A 15,737-nucleotide genomic window follows, 5' to 3' on the forward strand; every position below is an offset into this window, starting at 1 on the left:
GGGGAAGCGGGGCCTGTCGTCCCCGTGGTGTTCAGATCTGGTTGAGGAGAGGCGGAGCGCGCATCCCGACCGATCCGGCGCACAGCCGGGTCAGCAGGGGAACGACGCGCGAGGCGACCAGGACGGAACACCGGGCCGACGTCGGAAGATTGGGGAGATGGACGGTGCGGTAGCTCACCCCGAGCAGCGAGAGCAGCCCCCACCACATGCGCTCGCCGTACTCCAGCAGCAGCGCGGTGATGACGGTGGCCGCGGCGTGCGAGAGGACCCCGGACAACGAGGCGTCTTGGCCGAGATCGTGGTGGACGGGGGCCGTCAGATAGCCGCTGAGGCCGTGAATGCCGAGCTGGGCGGCGCCGAGCAGGGCCAGCAGCTCCAGCCGGGTGACCCTTCGGCCCGCCAGCCCGTAGGCGACGCCCCAGGCCATCAAGACCACGGGGATCAGAGCGAACAGAGGCGGGGTCGTCCCATGGGCACGATGAGCCGCGACGGCGATCACCGTGGTACTGAGTGCCACTAAGGCCGAGCGCAGACCGCGCATCATCCGTTTCGGGCACTTCATGGCGGGAGCCTAGCAACGGCCCCGACCGCCTCCAACCTTCGACCGCCCGCCTTGTTATGTGCAGGTTCGACGCTCGCGTCCCCAAGCCCGGACCGCCTCACTCTCAAGGATGCCGAGCATGGGAACACCTAGTAGAGGTCGTGGAGACCGTCCGCAGGGCAAGAAGAGGCGTATTCCTAAGCCTCAGTCGTTGCCGTAGTCGGGCCCGTCGTACTCCGTGTCCCCCTCAATGCCCTCGACCTCGAATGAGGTCGGCAGACCCGCTTGCTCGACCAATTCGTACCGGTTCAGGACCAGATGGCAGTGAGGGCAGCTGAAGTAGTCAGCGGCGATTGTGACCGTGAAGGTCGGGTAATCGAAATCGAAATCGAACTCCGCCCCATCATCCGCGCTCTCGCCAGTAGAAACGGTCTCCTCAAGTTCTCTGTCGAGCTCCTCATCTCCTTCCAACAGCCCTTCCTGGTCGCACGCGGGACATTGCTGAGGCGCTTGGTAGCTCAAGAAGGCGGTCAGGTCCCCGACAGAGTTCCACTCTGTAAGCATTCGTTTGGTCATGGTGCCGGCGCGGTGCTGTGCGAGCCGCTGCTGCGCACGAGCAATCAGCGCTTCGGTACGGTCCTCGATGTTCTTCTTGTTCTGCGCCAGATATCCGTCGACGACAGCTTCGCGATCGGACCCGACGAGGTCAGATATTTCCTTGTCCATGTTATCGACGAGGATTGCGACCTGAGCCCAGAACTTAGGCCACCAGACTTTCGGTGGGATACCCAGAAATGCTACACCGGGACCATGCAGGTACTCGTTCCGCGCCTCGGTGAAGCGCGATGATTCCTTAAGATCGAAAGGGCGAAACGCCCTTGAGCATCGGGTCAGCACAGTCTTGGCGCGCACCGAGGAGAAGTGTCCACCACCCTTGGTCAAACCCAGGGCGGCGAGCACGTTCGTACCCTCCTCGGTCGGCTCGGCGATCAGAACCGGAGAAATACGGGCGAGGGCCGCTTTAGCTAGTAGCTCCAGCGCCAAAGACGCCCATAGCGCCTGCTCGTCGAATGAGCGGACACCGTCGCCATCCATAGCACGATTAAGAAATAGCTTGGCCTTGATCCAAAGCGCCTCATGGTCGTAAGGGGCGATCATTCGCTACCCTCTCCGACGCTAAAGGCGATCCGCGTGATTTCCCGATCGGGCTCGCTTTCTGCCGCCGCTCGAGCGTGCAGCACCCTCCGATTGTTGATGAGCAGCACCTTTCCCGGCTCGTCCCAATGATGTTCAACCGCGGACTTGGCGGCATCCGCAAAGAAGGCTGCGGCACGCCGGGACCGTTCGTCGCAAGGATCCATGCAACCCGGGTCATAGCACAGGTCAAGCCCTGAGGCTGCCGTGCGAAAGAAGCTCTCGCCGCCGTTATTGACCAGAAACACACCATGCTGCAGGTCGAGGTACGAAAGACGCTGATAGTCGATGATCTTGGCCTTCCACAGGAGCGTCGGCACCTGACTCGTCTCCTCCATCATGAGCAGCACGAAGTCTGGAGGTTCGGGCAGGTGGGCGCCGTCCGTGTGCAACGGTTGGACCCCCATGCCGTATCGCGAGCTGAGGGAATTCGGCTTCGCCGCAGCAGTATCTAGCGGACGCAACGACGTGACCGGGGGGTCCGTGCGCCGGAAGGTCACCTCATTCCAGCCCATGGCCCCGGCGTTGAGCCGAAGGGATGCAAGCGACCCGGATCCCGACGCCCACCCGTTCTTGAGTGCCTGCGCGGCGAGATCCTCCAGCCTTGATGTCATTCGCCCTGTTGTACCGGATGACCACCTGCAAAGCATGCGATTTGCCCACAGGACGCCGACCGCCGACGTGCTCGCCTAGAACCAGGTCCGGAACACCGGGAATCGCGACCGGGCTGCCGTTGACGACCGGCGAACTGATGCGCCGCCACGAGTACGTTCGGCAGGTACGACGTGACGCCCGTACCGGACTCCATCACCACGGCCGACTACGGGTCCATTGCCGTGCACGGCTGGTATCGGGGTGCGGTCCTGGCGACAGGCGACGAGTCGTCCACATTCTGAACCCCGACGGTGGCCGCGTCAGCAGTCTTCGTCAGATCACCGATACTGCGAACTTGGCCACCGTCTAGGACACCTGGCCCCGGAGCTCCTACACCTATCGCGACTTGGCGTTACGGTCACCTCGACCGTGGCTCCGGCGATCTACGTCCACTGCCAGCATGCCCAGGGCCGCCAGCAAGGCCGTCCAGGCGAAATTCCACGCGACCGAACGGGCCGGTAGGTCAGGATGAACACCGTGAGGGTGAATCTGAGCTCGTACGAATTGGTGTGGCCAGCCACACTGTTCATTGGCGAAGGCGAGCGGATCATAGATTCCAGGGGCGTGTCCTGGAGCGATCGAGCTAGCTGGCTGCTGACGGAGGCGCTGTCCGGAACGACGGCTGTGGCGGATTTCGAGGACTCCGCGAGGACGAAAGAAGCGGGGGCCGCCGACCCGTGGGCATCCACTCTGTCAGGGGGTTCGGTCGTCGACCGCCAGCGGGAGTGGTTCACCGAACTCATCAACCGCGCCGGAGAATTGCGTCAGGCATCGACTCCGCGCCCCTACTGGCCGCAGCGTCGCCCCCAAGCCTCCACCCAGATACCTAACGATCCCGGCGACCCGCGCCGCGACTTCGCCCGCATCATCGACGAGTTCACTGAAAACGGCTACCTTGCCGAGGCATTCGGTAAGGAGTGCGTCGATGAATACAGTGATCTGCCCGACCCTTCGGAGGTCATTGGCCGGCGCCTGCATCTCTCTGGGCTTTGGCCCTTGACCCCAACCACCTGGGACCAGGACACCTTCTATGGACTCATAGAGGTATTTCACGACCTGGTCAGCCGTCCTCGCAGTCGCTCTTTTCACCCCTACGGGGGATGCGGCTGGCATTACTCCGAATTCCACGTCGTGCCCGCCCGGACCCTGTACCGCTGGAAGATCAACGAATTACTGCGCTTGGCGGGCATCGACTACGAAATCGCCGCAGAAGGCGAGGACCTCGGGCGTTTGGTGGCGGTAACCGATGACGCGCGCAGCGAACTCATCCATCAGGTCCTGCACACACCCACACCCGACATCACACACCGCGTCGAGCATGCGATCGCCCTTTTCCGCAGCCGTTCCACCTCGTTGGAGAGCAAGCGCTCCGCGATCGTCACGTTGGCTGGCGTCCTTGAGGAACGGCGGCAGCTGATCCGCGACGGCATCGGTAAACCGGACGATGGAGCATTGTTCGAAATCGCCAACCGCTTCGCCCTTCGCCACCGGAGAGCCGACCAATTCGGTGACTACGACCCGGCCTTCCTAGATTGGATCTTCTGGTGGTACCTGGCCACCGTGGAACTCACCAACCGCCTGATCGTTGCCCGCGAGGCCTGATTCACTCTCCGCCCGACGAGCTGGCCCCGAGGCAGTAGACGGCCTCGGGGCCGGCTGCCTTCACCCCATCCAACGGCTGGAAGAGACGTTCACGAGAACCGCGGCCTCGCGGGCAAGCGGCTGTGCATATGCGACACCGTCTCCCTCATCGTGCTAGCCCAACCATCAAGAACTGCTGCTTGCCTTGCAACCGACCGAACACCGGCCAGGTCTGGTGGCAGTACGGCGCAGCCACCGAGTCCGCAGTGGAAGCTGCCGCGAAGTGCATGCCCCCAGCCATGATCACCGACTGTGTAACGCAATTGGGGAGCTCGTCCTCATCCGAGCAGCCCGTTCTGCTCCCAGCAGCCCACACCGCAATGGGATCTCGGGTAGGTAAAGCGGTCTGGGGAACATCGGAGTACATCGTCCCTAAACCGCCTCACTTCCTCTTAGCGGTTGTCGCGATCTTGAAACTGAGGGTGGTCTTGGTCCGCTTGCTGGGCCATATGAAGAGGTAAGGGCAGCACGGTACGGTCCCCCCAGGAGGCCGTCTGGTTGGAGAGCCGGGCGGCAAGGGCGATGAGATGCTCTGCGTCCCAGGTACCTAGACGTGGAATCGTGTACTCCACGCGAGCGATCGAATGCCAGTTGTCCTTGAGTTTTGTGAGCTGGGAATCGGGGAGAGTGAAGCGGGTGTGGTCGGTGCCGGTCCGGTTGCCCCCTCGATGGCTAACGGTGGCTTGTGCATAAATCCAGGAGGTGATGCCGTCCTGGGTACGGGTGTAGATGGTTGAGCCGGGGAAGAGAGGCTTGCGGTCGGGATCGTCTACGGTGGCGGCTTCGCGTCGTTCGGTCGGGCGGGGAATTTTGTCGCTGGAGACCCGGATAACCGCGATGTCGATGCCAGCAGTGTGAAGGGAGTCCCCGGGAAGGGGGCCTTCACCAAAGGAGTTGTTGCGTAGGCCTGACCAGAGCGAGGCATTCTCACCCTCGACGAAGACGACCACATGTCCTTGGTGTTTGAGTTCGGACAAAGCGCCGTCGATGTAGCTTCGAGTGGTGTGTGCTTTGTCGCCGAAACGCGAGAGTCCCTTGAGTCCGATGGGGGCGGCCATCCGACGAGCTGCAGCGGTTGAGTACGGCTTCCAACCATCAGGGCCGTACATTTCGGCGCGCCAGAAGCTGTCCGGACTGGGGCTGGCGTGAAGGGCGACAAGACAGACCGAGAGAAGTGCCGGGCGTGCGGGCTTTCCCCTACGGCGCGGGAACGTGTGTAGGCGGATCTTGACCCCTACGAGGACGGCATCCCGGCTTAGATGGGCCTGTGCGTTGGACTTGGGCGCGACGGCGTGGGCGAGACGGTTGTCGGTGAGTCCCGCACCGCGTAGGAGATCGGCCAGAGCGGCTTGTGCTGCGTAGTCGTCGCGATCTTCCAGTGGTGGTTCGGGCTCGCCCGCGTCGCGGGCTCTCTTGCGAGCAGTTCGTTCTGGGATCGTGAGGGTGCGTTCGGGTGCTCCTCCGTTGTCTCCGCCCATGAGGGCTTGCAGAGGGATCCCTCGCGCTCCGAGCAGTTCGCGGAGTAGGTGCTTGGCGTCCTGCTGCTGTCCGTCGTCGGAACCTGTGACGGGGCCCTGGGTTTCTGCGAGCACCGCGATCAACATGCCGGGGTCAGGCCGCAGGCAGGGAAGAGCATTGGCGATCGGCGTACGGTCATGTGTGCCATGAACAACGAGCTCGGGGGCGCGGCAGCAGATGATAGACACGCCGTCGGCCAACATGTGCGATGGACCGTCTGCGATCGTCTGGAGATCCGGCCGCTGGAAGCTGCGGGCCGCCTGCCATAGGACCCGTGAGCGGAACTCCGGATCGTTGTAGAGGACGACCAGACGCAGCGACTGCCAACCCGCGGCCGTGAGAGCCCGCAGGATCTTGTCGGGGCTCATCACGGCGGGAAAGTCTGGACGCGGCGTGGTCATCCGCGTCGCCTGATAGGTGATCGGTGCGGCACCAAGGACGTTCGCAGCGTGGTCCGCGAGGTGAAGCAGGAAGCGGGCGCCGACGCCGGTGCCAATGGGGTGCCTGTCAGCGTTGTGGATCGGTCGGACCGGGCCGAGGTCAGTGTCAAAGTTCAGGCCGGCGAGCTCCGGCAGCGGCGCCAAGCCGAACGCCTCCACGATCTGTGCGGTCGCGCCCAGATAGGACACAGACTCGGGAGAACTAGCCGCTGGAATGTCGGGACTCGTTCGGTGCGGCCATTTGATCTTGACGGGAGTTTTGAGGATCACAGCACCTGCGGCGGGAGGAGCCACATACAGGTTCTTCACGCCGCTCCAACTGGCGGCGGTGCGGGTGATATTAGCGTCGAGGAATGCGACGAATTCCGAGGCTCCTGGGAGCGTTCCGACCTCGACAGAGATCTTGTGCATCGCGTGTCCCGTGACGGATCGGCGCTCGCCGGTTTCGGCGTCTTCCCACGCAGCGGTGCGGGAAATCTGGTCATTCCATGACAGGAGATTGCCGTCGGAATCGAGGACGAAGCGGATCGGCGTGGCCCGGCCAGGAACAATCAACGGCTGAGCGGCCAGCCGCGCCGCTATGTTCCACCCGGCCACCTCGCGGATCCAACCCGGCCCGGTGATGCGGCCTGAAGCGTCGCGATCTATAAGCTCTGCGAGAAGATAGGCGCCGGAATCACCCAGCTCGAGAAGCGAGGAAAGGGTGTCTCCGGCACCTATGGGTAGCCTGGTCTGCCATTCGCGAAAGAGCATAGTCAGGGTGTCGGACATGACGGGCTGCGGCGTGATGATCAGGGCTTGCCCGGGCCAAGGGCCTCTGCTGTCTGGTTCTGTGGGTCCGATGAACACCATGCGCTGGCCAGTCACGGCGCGCGCTGCGGTGGTCAATGACGCTGTGGGTTTCTGATGGTCCTGGGGAGCACGGGTGGGGAGCGCTCGCCACGCCTCGGCGAATTCCTTCCCCAAGGGCGTGATGTAGACCATTCCGAGCAGGTCGTCGCTCACGGGAAACGCCAGCGTGCGCAGGGATCCACGGGTAGCTGCGGTCATTGGGCCTCCTCGGCCAGGGCGAAGACGGCACGGGTGACCGTGGTTCCGTAGATACGTTCCAGGAGGTTTAGATCCCCGGTCTTTTGCCAGTGATTGCGGAGTTGGCCCACAAGATATGGCAGAGAAGATTTCTCGGGGCCGTTGGTGAATGCGGCATCGGCGAGATACAGGTCGCCGTGGGCTCCTCCGCGACGAGCGCGCCCGCCGAGTTGAATCATCTGAACGATCATCGTGGCGACGATGGACATCCGGATGCGTTCACTGAGCGAATGGAAGTAGTGGTGGTTGGCTCGAATCTCCTCGAATGCCTCACCGGCTCTGACGCGGAGGTTTTCGAGGGCTGTCGAAGGATCGGCACTCGGCGCGGTATCGGTGTAGCCGAAAGCGCTGATGAGCGACAGCAGGAGTTTGGCGTCATCCATCACGGGAATTGGCCGCACCGCGAGGATGACGGGGCCGAGCAAGGACCGGCCCTGCTTGTCGACGATGTTGATGCCGCGTTCGGCGAGCGGCAGCGGCACGATCAGCACTGTCCCTGGGCTGTCCTCAGGAAAGCGTTCCAGGTCTGAGATGGGCAGCGGCATCCATCGGGGGGGGCGTGTGGGCGGCGCCCAGCCGTCCTTGACCGCGACGCGAATCTCTTCGGCTGGGGCTCCAGCGTCGATCATTGCGTCAGCGAGTTGAAAGGCGCCTTGATAGGAGGTCACGCCGATGAGGGCGTGTGCTTGGTGCCGGGTGACCGGATTGGCGCGCAGCGCTTCGAGCATTGGTTGAATACGGCGCCATAGCGCGGTGCCCATCCGGAAGTGAGCATGATCACGGGCCGGTCCGGTAGTGCCGCTGATCTTGATGATGTCGCCGCTACCGTCATACAAGGGCATGTATCGGATGGTCAGTCCGCCTTCACCGATATCGTCGGGCAGATACCAGGCAGGCTTCGCCATCACGTGATGCAGCGAAGCCATCGGCAGATATGCGGTTGCGGACATACCGATCACGATTCTTCTGCGGCCAGCGTAACCGAGGGCTGTCGTGTCGCCGAGATAGGCCGTGTAGGAGTGCGGGTCGCCGCTGAAAGACGTCACCGCTAGCGAGGTATCTCTGAACGACACCGGGTTGTGTTTCTCGGTGAACGCGAACAGTTGGCGTCCCAAGGGGCCGTACGGAGAGGCTTTCCAGCCGCGTTGATTGACGAACGCGGCGGTGAGTTTGTCCCCGGCGACGACGCCGGCAGCCTGGAGGTGCGCCGCAGAGTAGCTGATGGTGTTGAGGAAGCCGCGGATCTTCTCGAGGTAGGCACGTCGCATGGCGTACTGGACGGACATGGCAACCGTCCGGTTCTCCCGTGCCACGCGGGCCTGAGGGCCCTCTTCGTTCTCCGCCGACAGGGCGAGAGCCGTGTCGTTTCCGGAGTCGGAAGGTGGGCTGACCATTGATCTGAAGATCTTGGTAAGTCTTCCCGCTTCAGCCTCCAATCGGTCCGACCCGTCAGTGAGATCGGTGATTCGCGCGAGAACGTCGTGAAGTTCATCCAAGCCCGCTGGAAGCCCGGGCTCGGTGAAGGGCTTCGGGTCTCGCTCGTAGAGGGCCGCGATGAGGTCCATCTGCTCTTGCGTGATGCGTTGCTTTGCTGGCACTCGGAACACCAGATGAGCCAGCCAGGCATCCCAGCGACGGGGCACCGCCAGCTCGAGCGTGGACACTCCTGCTGCCGTTTCGCTGCCCTTGGGGGACAGAACTCCTCTAGCCAGGTGAGAGACGTAGGAGCTGGAAAGCCATGCGAGATGTGACACGGACGGATGGATGACCTTCTCGATCACGCTGTCCAGGTGAAGGGCGTTGATGCGGAACTGGGCTTCAAGGTCTCGGGTGAGATCGTTGGGCGCTCCGTATCTGGACAAGACCGCAGCTCCGCTGGCCTGCTCGAAGCTTGTGGACTGCATTCCGTCGACTTCGTCGATGAGCACGAAATGGCTGTGATTGAGGATGTGCTCTTCCACTCGAAGGTCATCCCGGACCAGGCCTGAGGTGTCGAGGACGCGGGTGTGGATCTTTCCCAGCAGGAAATTGTGATGGCTGGTGACGATGATCTCAGCGGTGATCGCGGCGCGGTGGTGGCGGAATTTACCGCATCCCGCCTGCCATGGGCAGATGTGCCGCTGGGGTTTGTCATGCGGTGGACGGACGGCTTTCAGGTCAGTGCACGGTTCCTGACCGGGCTGCCAGGCGTCGACGGTTTGATCAACCGAGGCGGTGGCCATGACAGCGCATGAATAGGACATCTCGGCGAAAGCCCAGTCTCTATCGGCTTTCGAACTACTCCGAGCGGAGGCCGCCGACTCGGCGAATGTCTGCATGCGGGCCGGGGAGATCAGCGGGACGACATTTGCGGTCTCCCCAAGGGTCGCCAGGTCTCTACGCAGGCGACGAACTGCGGCGGCGACTTGGGCGTTCCTCGTGACCACCAGCGACATGCGCAAGCCGTTGCGGGCGGCCCAGCACGCCAGCAATTCAGACAGGACGTTCTTGCCCACGCCAGTGGGCGCATGCAGGACTCGCAGGGGTCCTGAGGTGACTTTCCAAAGATCACCGACCAGGACGCCGTCTCCATCGCGGAGTTCGGTATGGAAGGTTGTGACAGCAGTGGTGCGGTGCTTCTCGCCGTAGGCTGAATCCAGAGTCTCGGCGATGTCCTTGAGTTCGCTGAATGGCACGGTGAGTTCGAGCGCGTCGGCCGCCGGTGCGCGCGGTGGAATCCGCTGGCCGTCGGCTTTTCGGGCGGTGATCGTATAGTAGGCGGTGATCAGTCGCCCACTCGGACTATGAGTGTCACGGATCGGTATGTCCGCGAAGTACCGGCCCTCAGTGGCCTCCTTGCGCGCGCGATCACGTCTTCTCGCCGCCTTCTGAGCGACATGGTCCAGCCGGTCGAGCAGGCTATCGATCGTCCCGTCCTGTTCACGGCCGGGCATAACAATGACGGTATCGTCCCCGTCTCGGACGAATTCTGGCGTCTCGTTCCGTGCGAGAGTGTAAGTCACGTTCTCGACGACCACGAGCCGGCTAGCGAGATGCTGTGGCCGGTGACGCAAGACTCTTGCGATCCGGTGTTCCTGCACTGGGCTCAGGTGCCCCCACCGCTCCCACAGATGAAACTGGCCGGTGAGCAGGAAGTGCACATCAGCGATGTGTACGCGGTACCGCCAGCTTTCCTCGGCAGGAGAACGATTGGGGAAAAGCTCGGCTGCGAGGAGCACTGCGGCACGGATCACCAGCGGTGTGATGGCTTCTTCCTTGCTGGTGGTCATCTGCTGCCCCTGAGCCTAGTCGTGATCATACGTTTGAAGGCGGAGACGGTGTGGACGACGTATCGATCCTTCGGCAGGTGCTCGCGGAGCGTCGCGGCGGTCGCCTTGTAGTGGTCAGTGACCACGATGTGCTCTGCGGCAGGCGGGTCGGAGATGATCTTCCGTGCGTCCGCCACGTCTTTCAGGTCCACTCGCAACACCTGGCCATCAGGCATGTGCACGCCGATGTCGTAGGCGTCCTTGTCGGGCCACGACTCAGCGGTGACGCCTGGTTTGGCGTTGAGCCAGTCGATCAGGAGGACTTCGGCGAGTCCGGGAACACCGATGAACCGCCAGACTCCCCAGCGCAGACAGTAGATTCCTTCGGCATCCATACGAGTGACTGACACCGGTCCGTTGATGGCTTCCGGCGCTTGTCCTTTACCGCGGGCCTGCAGGAAATAGCGGTGCACGCTATGTGGCGGGTATTGGCAGCGCAGCGATGAACCATGCACCTGCATTGGGTAGTGGCAGCCCGGACACGGCCACCAGAACTTCCGGTCCCCCACGGACACGGTCCGGTCTCCACCGATCGGTTCGTAGACGTCGAGTCGTGGGGAGCCGCGTCTGCTGTATTCCATGAGCAGAGCGGTCTCGGCGCCCGTGGGAACCTCGATTAGCATCCGCCGGCCGGCCGCGTACTGCGCCTGGCTTCCCGAACTGATCGCGGTGAACGCGCTCCGCTCCGCCTGTTCGCGAGTCTGGTGTGACCAGGGCGGGAGCCATTGCTGACCGGTGTCTAGAACTCCGTCGCTGTCAAAGAGAGCCTCGGTGTACTCCGAGCCATAGTCGATGGCTTCGTCCGTAAGGACATCCTCTTGGAGGACGATGAGTTGCCGCAGCTGCTGCGGAACCATGTCCCCATCAAGGGGCGCCCAGTCGCCGAGCGGCTTGGACAGCACGCGGACGAAGTCGGCTGGAGTAACCGGGCCTTCACCAGGCTGCAGGCAAGACAACACGACGCCGTGCATGCGACAGATCTCTCGCCACGCTCGGTCATCGTCATGGCGTAACGTCCAGGCCAGCCCAGCTCGCACGCATGCTGTGGCAAGCCGACGAGTGGCATGGTTTCGCGCAGGGAAAAGTTCCACGTTGAGTTGCTCTCCGATACCACGCTCCGGCCTCAGCCGTTGGAGCGCACAGGACCTTCTTCCGATTGCGCGGAAGAATCCGGAATGGATTGAACTAGCCGAGAACTTACACAAGCTCAGCCGCCAATCAGAGGAAAACCGAGGAACCGGCCCGTACTCGCCCGAGTTGGATACCGAAGCCAACACCCAACCACTGATGTTCCGTGTCGAGTGGAGTCGTCCGACCAGACTTCATATCGATTGGCCGTTTTTGGGTATAAAATCCCGCATTCAACAGTTATGCGCATTCCCGGGATGACCGTGGCGATCGTTTCTGGCTATGGACAATCTCGAGGTAGCCGAAGGTCGCACTGAGGTGAACTCGGCTGCGTCCCGTGATCAGTGTGGATGCGCCCGCCCCGGCTGTGGCTGTGGCTGTGGACGGCCAGCTTTCGCCAGATGGAGATGGATTACTTGCTGATCCCCAGATCACGGGCGACACCCCGGACGGGACCGTCCGGCCTCGACCATCTCTTCAACCACATCGACGTCATCAAGTTGTGCTCCGGGATCAGAGGCGTGACGCGACGTTGTGAACATCCGATCTGGATCACCAGGTGGTTAGCCCTAACGAGGCCCGCCATCTACGGCCGCGCGAAACCCCCGCAAGCGGGACTGATCGTCTTCACTACATCGGGCGCACGCTTGGCCATTCTGCATCTGCCCGGTGAAGTAGAACCCCGGTCTCGTAAGCGTCAGACGACCAGACCGGAGCCTCAGCACAGCTCCTGCGCGTGCGACTACGATCGCTGTCCGTGGACGTCTCCGACTGGGTGACCTCGATCATTGCAACGCTTGCGCTCTTGCTAGCGGGATTCACCTACCTGAACCAGCGCCGGTCAACCAAGACCAACGAACGAACCGCCGAGGCCGGGGAGCGGTCGGCAACGGCGAGCGAGCACGCCCGGACCGCGGCCGAGAGGGCCGCCGCGGCGGCGGAGTCCTCCGCTCGCGATGCCTCCACCACGGCGAAACTCGACACCGGACGCTGGCACCGTGAGATGGGGCCAGAACACCCCGGCGTTCTGGACGTCGAGCTCCGCAAATCCACCCTTGGCGACAACGGTTGGGGCCTGTTCGGGAAAATCACCTTCCCTCGCGGATACCGGGTCGACGCCCACGCCGCCTGGCGCTCCGACAACCGGCCCGTCATCAGGCCGCTCGGGTTCCCCGTCTACCTGCCTGGCCCGCAGCCCTTCGAGTTCTTCGTCGAGCGCTTCAGCCAGGACCAGACTCGGCCGGTCGTTGAGGAGGTCGTCATCCACATGTGGCCGCCACTCGACGGGGACCAACCCGACCTGTGGAGCTGCCCCTGCGGGGAACCCGCCAGCAGGGAAGCCGACCTCGGCCCTCATTGGGAGATGCGCATCCCCGTCAAGTTCGAGCGGTAGTTCGCTCAGATCGGGTCGCCAGCGCGCAGCGCCAAAAGGATCGAGCGACGTTAGCTCATCGGTCCTGCCCGCCCGGCCAGCCGACAGGAAGTGCATCTCCGGATACAGGGTCGGGCCTACCTCAGCGACGTCGGCCCTGCCCGCAGCGATCTTGGTGGCGTCCGGTCCACGCAGCGACACCGGCAGGCTCGCGGGAGAACCCGCTCCCCCTTTGCAGGCATATCCTCCAGCCGGGTGGCGTTAATACTAATAAGGTCTGTGGGTGCCGTCTGCCCCGAGGTCAAGAGCGTGTAATCGTGTTTTAGGAGCGGCATGGAGGGTAGCTCACGGTTGCTCGGTGGTTGCTCATTGGCATGTGATACGGGTCGGCATCACACGTCACCGGGAGACACCTCGACAGCAACAAACCGGGACTCTTTTAATCCGTAGGTTCAGGGTTCGAATCCCTGGCGCCCCACCACACTTGACCTGCGCGTCCTCCCAGGTCCACGATCTCCCGATCATGGCCTGGGACACGGATGGGTCATACCTGGGTCATCCACCCGCACCTCCCCCGGCGCACCTTCCTGGCAGCTCCGCGGGCCGCTGACATCACCAGACGCGCCGTCGCCCTGGCGGCCTCATGTTGCAGCTCCGGCAACACCGAGGTGTAGGTGTCAGCGGTCAGCACGATGCTGGCGTGCCCCACCTGGTCTTGGACCACCGGCAGATCCACGTGCGCGGCCAGTGCCATCGTCACGGCGCCGTGCCGCAGGTCATGCAGCCGCACCGGTGGCAACCCGCTCTCTCGAACCAGCTTACGGAACCGGTAGGTCAGGTAGTCCGGCGCCACCGGACTGCCGTCCATCCGAGTGAAGACCTGCGCCCTACCGTCACAGAACCTTCCCTCCGTTCGCTGCTCGCGTTCGTGGCGGCGCAGTAGCCGGACCGTTTGCGGATCCAGCGCGACCGTGCGCCTACTGGCCTGGCTCTTCGGCGGGAAGGACACCAGCCTTCCACCAACCTGCACCAGTTGCCGTACTACGGCGAGTTCGGCGGTCTCCAGGCTGAGATCCACCCAGCGCAGGCCGGCGAGTTCTCCCCGGCGAAGCCCACGCAGGGCCGCCAGCCACCACAGCGGGAACAAGGCATCTCCCCGGACGCTGTCCAAGAAGTCCACCAGCTGGGGCACCGTCCAGACCGCCACGGTCGGCCTCTCACCGGTCGCCCTCCACACCGCCACCCGCCGATCGGTCCACACCTGCGCCCGTGGACGCGGCGCGGCGGGCAGCCGCAGCCCACGAGCTGGATTGGCGTCGATCAGCCCTTCCCGGACGGCCTCGTTCAGCGCCGCCCGCAGCGTGGCACGGATCCGTTCCAGCGACGCCGCCGCCAACGGCCTGCCGTACCGGTTCCGGCGCCCGGCCAACGCCATGAACATCCGCCGCACATCACGGAAGGACAGCTCTGACAGCCTGATCCGCCCCAGCGCCGGGAGCAGGTGCAAACGGACGTGATCCGCGTACCCCTGACGCGTCCTCGGCCGAATGCCCTGATCCGTAGCCAGCCAATACCGGAGCCACTGCGCCACGGTGCATGCCGCCCCGATGCCCCCGCCGCGTTCAGCCGCGATCGTCTGCAGCCCGGCTTGTTCAGCTTCCCCCGCGCTGCCGTATCCGCCCCGCCGCATGCGCTCCCGCTGCCCCGACAAGCCCTGTACCTGAACGGCGAAGTACCACGAGCCGTGCCCGTCCTCGGCCAGCCTGGGACACCCGCTCCGCCCGGTGCAACCGCACCGCTTGTAGACCACCGGATGACTCTCACCCATCGTCATCACCTTCCTCCTGAACGGAACAAGAATCCGGCGGTTCTGACGACATCGATCATGCAAGCAACGTCTCAAGAGGCCGAGATGGGCGTCGCCCTGGTCATCAGATGACACGAACCGGAAAGCCTCTCGGCCAATCGGCCTGGATCTCGATCCACGAGTCCGCCGTCGACTGCACCACCTCGGTCAGTCGGGCCGGCCATCACCGGCCGCCCGGGGACTCCTTGGTCGCCAGGTCTAGGAAACAAGGGCCACATCCGGCTCACCATCGCCGCCATGCCTGCACTCGCTCAATGACGCCGCCACCGATCAAGCCCTCATCCGGGCTCTGACGACCCACTTGAGCACCCGCTGATCTGATCCAAACCGCCGAATCACGGCGTGAGTCACCATCACCCCGGACTCGCCCAGCTCGCGCCGGGAATCGCTGATGTCGCCGAGTAATCCGTGCAGATGAAGATTGCTCAGGAGACGCTCGGCCACGCCTCCTCGACCTTCACCTGCGACGACTACACCTCGCTGCAGGTCTTGCACTGACGGCCGAAACGACGGCTCGCGGGCCTAGGCAACCGCCTCCACGCGGACGAAGGCCGAGCCGACCCTTCCTTGCCTGTTTGATCCAAAAATGGATATCTAGGGGTTTCGGGCAGCCATCCGGTCCTTTTGACTGAATTTATAGAGATTCAGGCCGGGGGGTTGATCTAGGGCTCGATCGCGCGTGACCAAGGCTTCTCGGTTACTCACCGGCGGAGGCACCGGTGTCTGTATGGATCCGCTGATCAGCCTGGTGTTCCTGATCGCCAGCCCACGGTCGTGGCGGACCCTGGGCTCCGCGATAGGGGGCCTGATTTGGGGTGGCGATCGGCTACGGCATTCAGCGCAGGGCGTTCATGTCGTTGCCCGCGATAGTGGTCGGCAGCCAAAAGATGTCGGCGAATCCGGAATTCGCCCCCACGACGAATTCAGATAGGCCAGTGAAGACGGTCACGGCGTCGCGTTCGACCTTCTGGCTGGAAAAGTCCAA

At 63.4% G+C, this 15,737-nt stretch carries 9 protein-coding genes; 2 read left to right on the plus strand and 7 right to left on the minus strand.

The window, feature by feature from the left end; translation table 11 throughout:
• Positions 1-31 precede the first annotated feature (31 nt).
• From AW270_RS12695 to AW270_RS37660, 3 genes are all read right to left on the minus strand, one after another.
• Positions 32-436: a hypothetical protein gene (locus tag AW270_RS12695; protein WP_157521907.1), complete on the minus strand. Its 405-nt coding sequence runs from the start codon at positions 434-436 to the stop codon at positions 32-34.
• Between the two features lie 309 nt (positions 437-745).
• Positions 746-1,699, minus strand: coding sequence for a hypothetical protein (locus tag AW270_RS12700; protein ID WP_061294177.1), 954 nt, complete (start codon positions 1,697-1,699; stop codon positions 746-748).
• Positions 1,696-2,349, minus strand: a complete 654-nt coding sequence (locus AW270_RS37660) for a TauD/TfdA family dioxygenase (protein ID WP_169807305.1) — start codon at positions 2,347-2,349, stop codon at positions 1,696-1,698. Before AW270_RS37660 ends, AW270_RS12700 begins: the two co-directional genes overlap by 4 nt.
• A 508-nt stretch (positions 2,350-2,857) precedes the next feature.
• On the opposite strand from AW270_RS37660, the gene AW270_RS12710 reads away from it, so the two are divergent.
• Entirely contained in the window at positions 2,858-3,991 is a 1,134-nt protein-coding gene (locus tag AW270_RS12710; protein WP_061294181.1) for a hypothetical protein, read from the plus strand.
• Between the two features lie 431 nt (positions 3,992-4,422).
• Here AW270_RS12710 and AW270_RS12715 read toward each other — a convergent pair whose 3' ends face one another.
• The 3 genes from AW270_RS12715 to AW270_RS12725 are packed head-to-tail and all read right to left on the minus strand — an operon-like array spanning position 4,423 to position 11,662.
• Entirely contained in the window at positions 4,423-7,038 is a 2,616-nt protein-coding gene (locus AW270_RS12715; protein ID WP_061294183.1) for an RNaseH domain-containing protein, read from the minus strand.
• On the minus strand, positions 7,035-10,346 hold the full coding sequence (locus AW270_RS12720; protein WP_063819186.1) for a hypothetical protein: 3,312 nt from the start codon (positions 10,344-10,346) through the stop codon (positions 7,035-7,037). Before AW270_RS12720 ends, AW270_RS12715 begins: the two co-directional genes overlap by 4 nt.
• On the minus strand, positions 10,343-11,662 hold the full coding sequence (locus AW270_RS12725; protein ID WP_369408988.1) for a restriction endonuclease-related protein: 1,320 nt from the start codon (positions 11,660-11,662) through the stop codon (positions 10,343-10,345). Before AW270_RS12725 ends, AW270_RS12720 begins: the two co-directional genes overlap by 4 nt.
• A 608-nt stretch (positions 11,663-12,270) precedes the next feature.
• Between AW270_RS12725 and AW270_RS12730 the strand changes: the two genes are divergently transcribed.
• Positions 12,271-12,906 carry a hypothetical protein gene (locus AW270_RS12730; protein WP_061294191.1) on the plus strand — a complete coding sequence of 212 codons (636 nt, stop codon included), beginning with the start codon at positions 12,271-12,273 and terminating at the stop codon, positions 12,904-12,906.
• Positions 12,907-13,429: 523 nt separating this feature from the next.
• On the opposite strand, the gene AW270_RS12735 is transcribed toward AW270_RS12730, so the two are convergent.
• On the minus strand, positions 13,430-14,719 hold the full coding sequence (locus AW270_RS12735) for a tyrosine-type recombinase/integrase (protein WP_061294193.1): 1,290 nt from the start codon (positions 14,717-14,719) through the stop codon (positions 13,430-13,432).
• Between the last annotated feature and the right edge of the window lie 1,018 nt (positions 14,720-15,737).

This window comes from Herbidospora cretacea (assembly GCF_001570605.1).
Classification (GTDB): Bacteria; Actinomycetota; Actinomycetes; order Streptosporangiales; family Streptosporangiaceae; genus Herbidospora; species Herbidospora cretacea.

Bases quoted from the DNA above. Each gene is read 5' to 3' on its own strand.
- AW270_RS12700 (WP_061294177.1), bottom strand. From the start codon at position 1,699: ATGATCGCCCCTTACGACCATGAGGCGCTTTGGATCAAGGCCAAGCTA.
- AW270_RS37660 (WP_169807305.1), bottom strand. From the start codon at position 2,349: ATGACATCAAGGCTGGAGGATCTCGCCGCGCAGGCACTCAAGAACGGG.
- AW270_RS12710 (WP_061294181.1), top strand. From the start codon at position 2,858: ATGAACACCGTGAGGGTGAATCTGAGCTCGTACGAATTGGTGTGGCCA.
- AW270_RS12715 (WP_061294183.1), bottom strand. From the start codon at position 7,038: ATGACCGCAGCTACCCGTGGATCCCTGCGCACGCTGGCGTTTCCCGTG.
- AW270_RS12720 (WP_063819186.1), bottom strand. From the start codon at position 10,346: ATGACCACCAGCAAGGAAGAAGCCATCACACCGCTGGTGATCCGTGCC.
- AW270_RS12735 (WP_061294193.1), bottom strand. From the start codon at position 14,719: ATGACGATGGGTGAGAGTCATCCGGTGGTCTACAAGCGGTGCGGTTGC.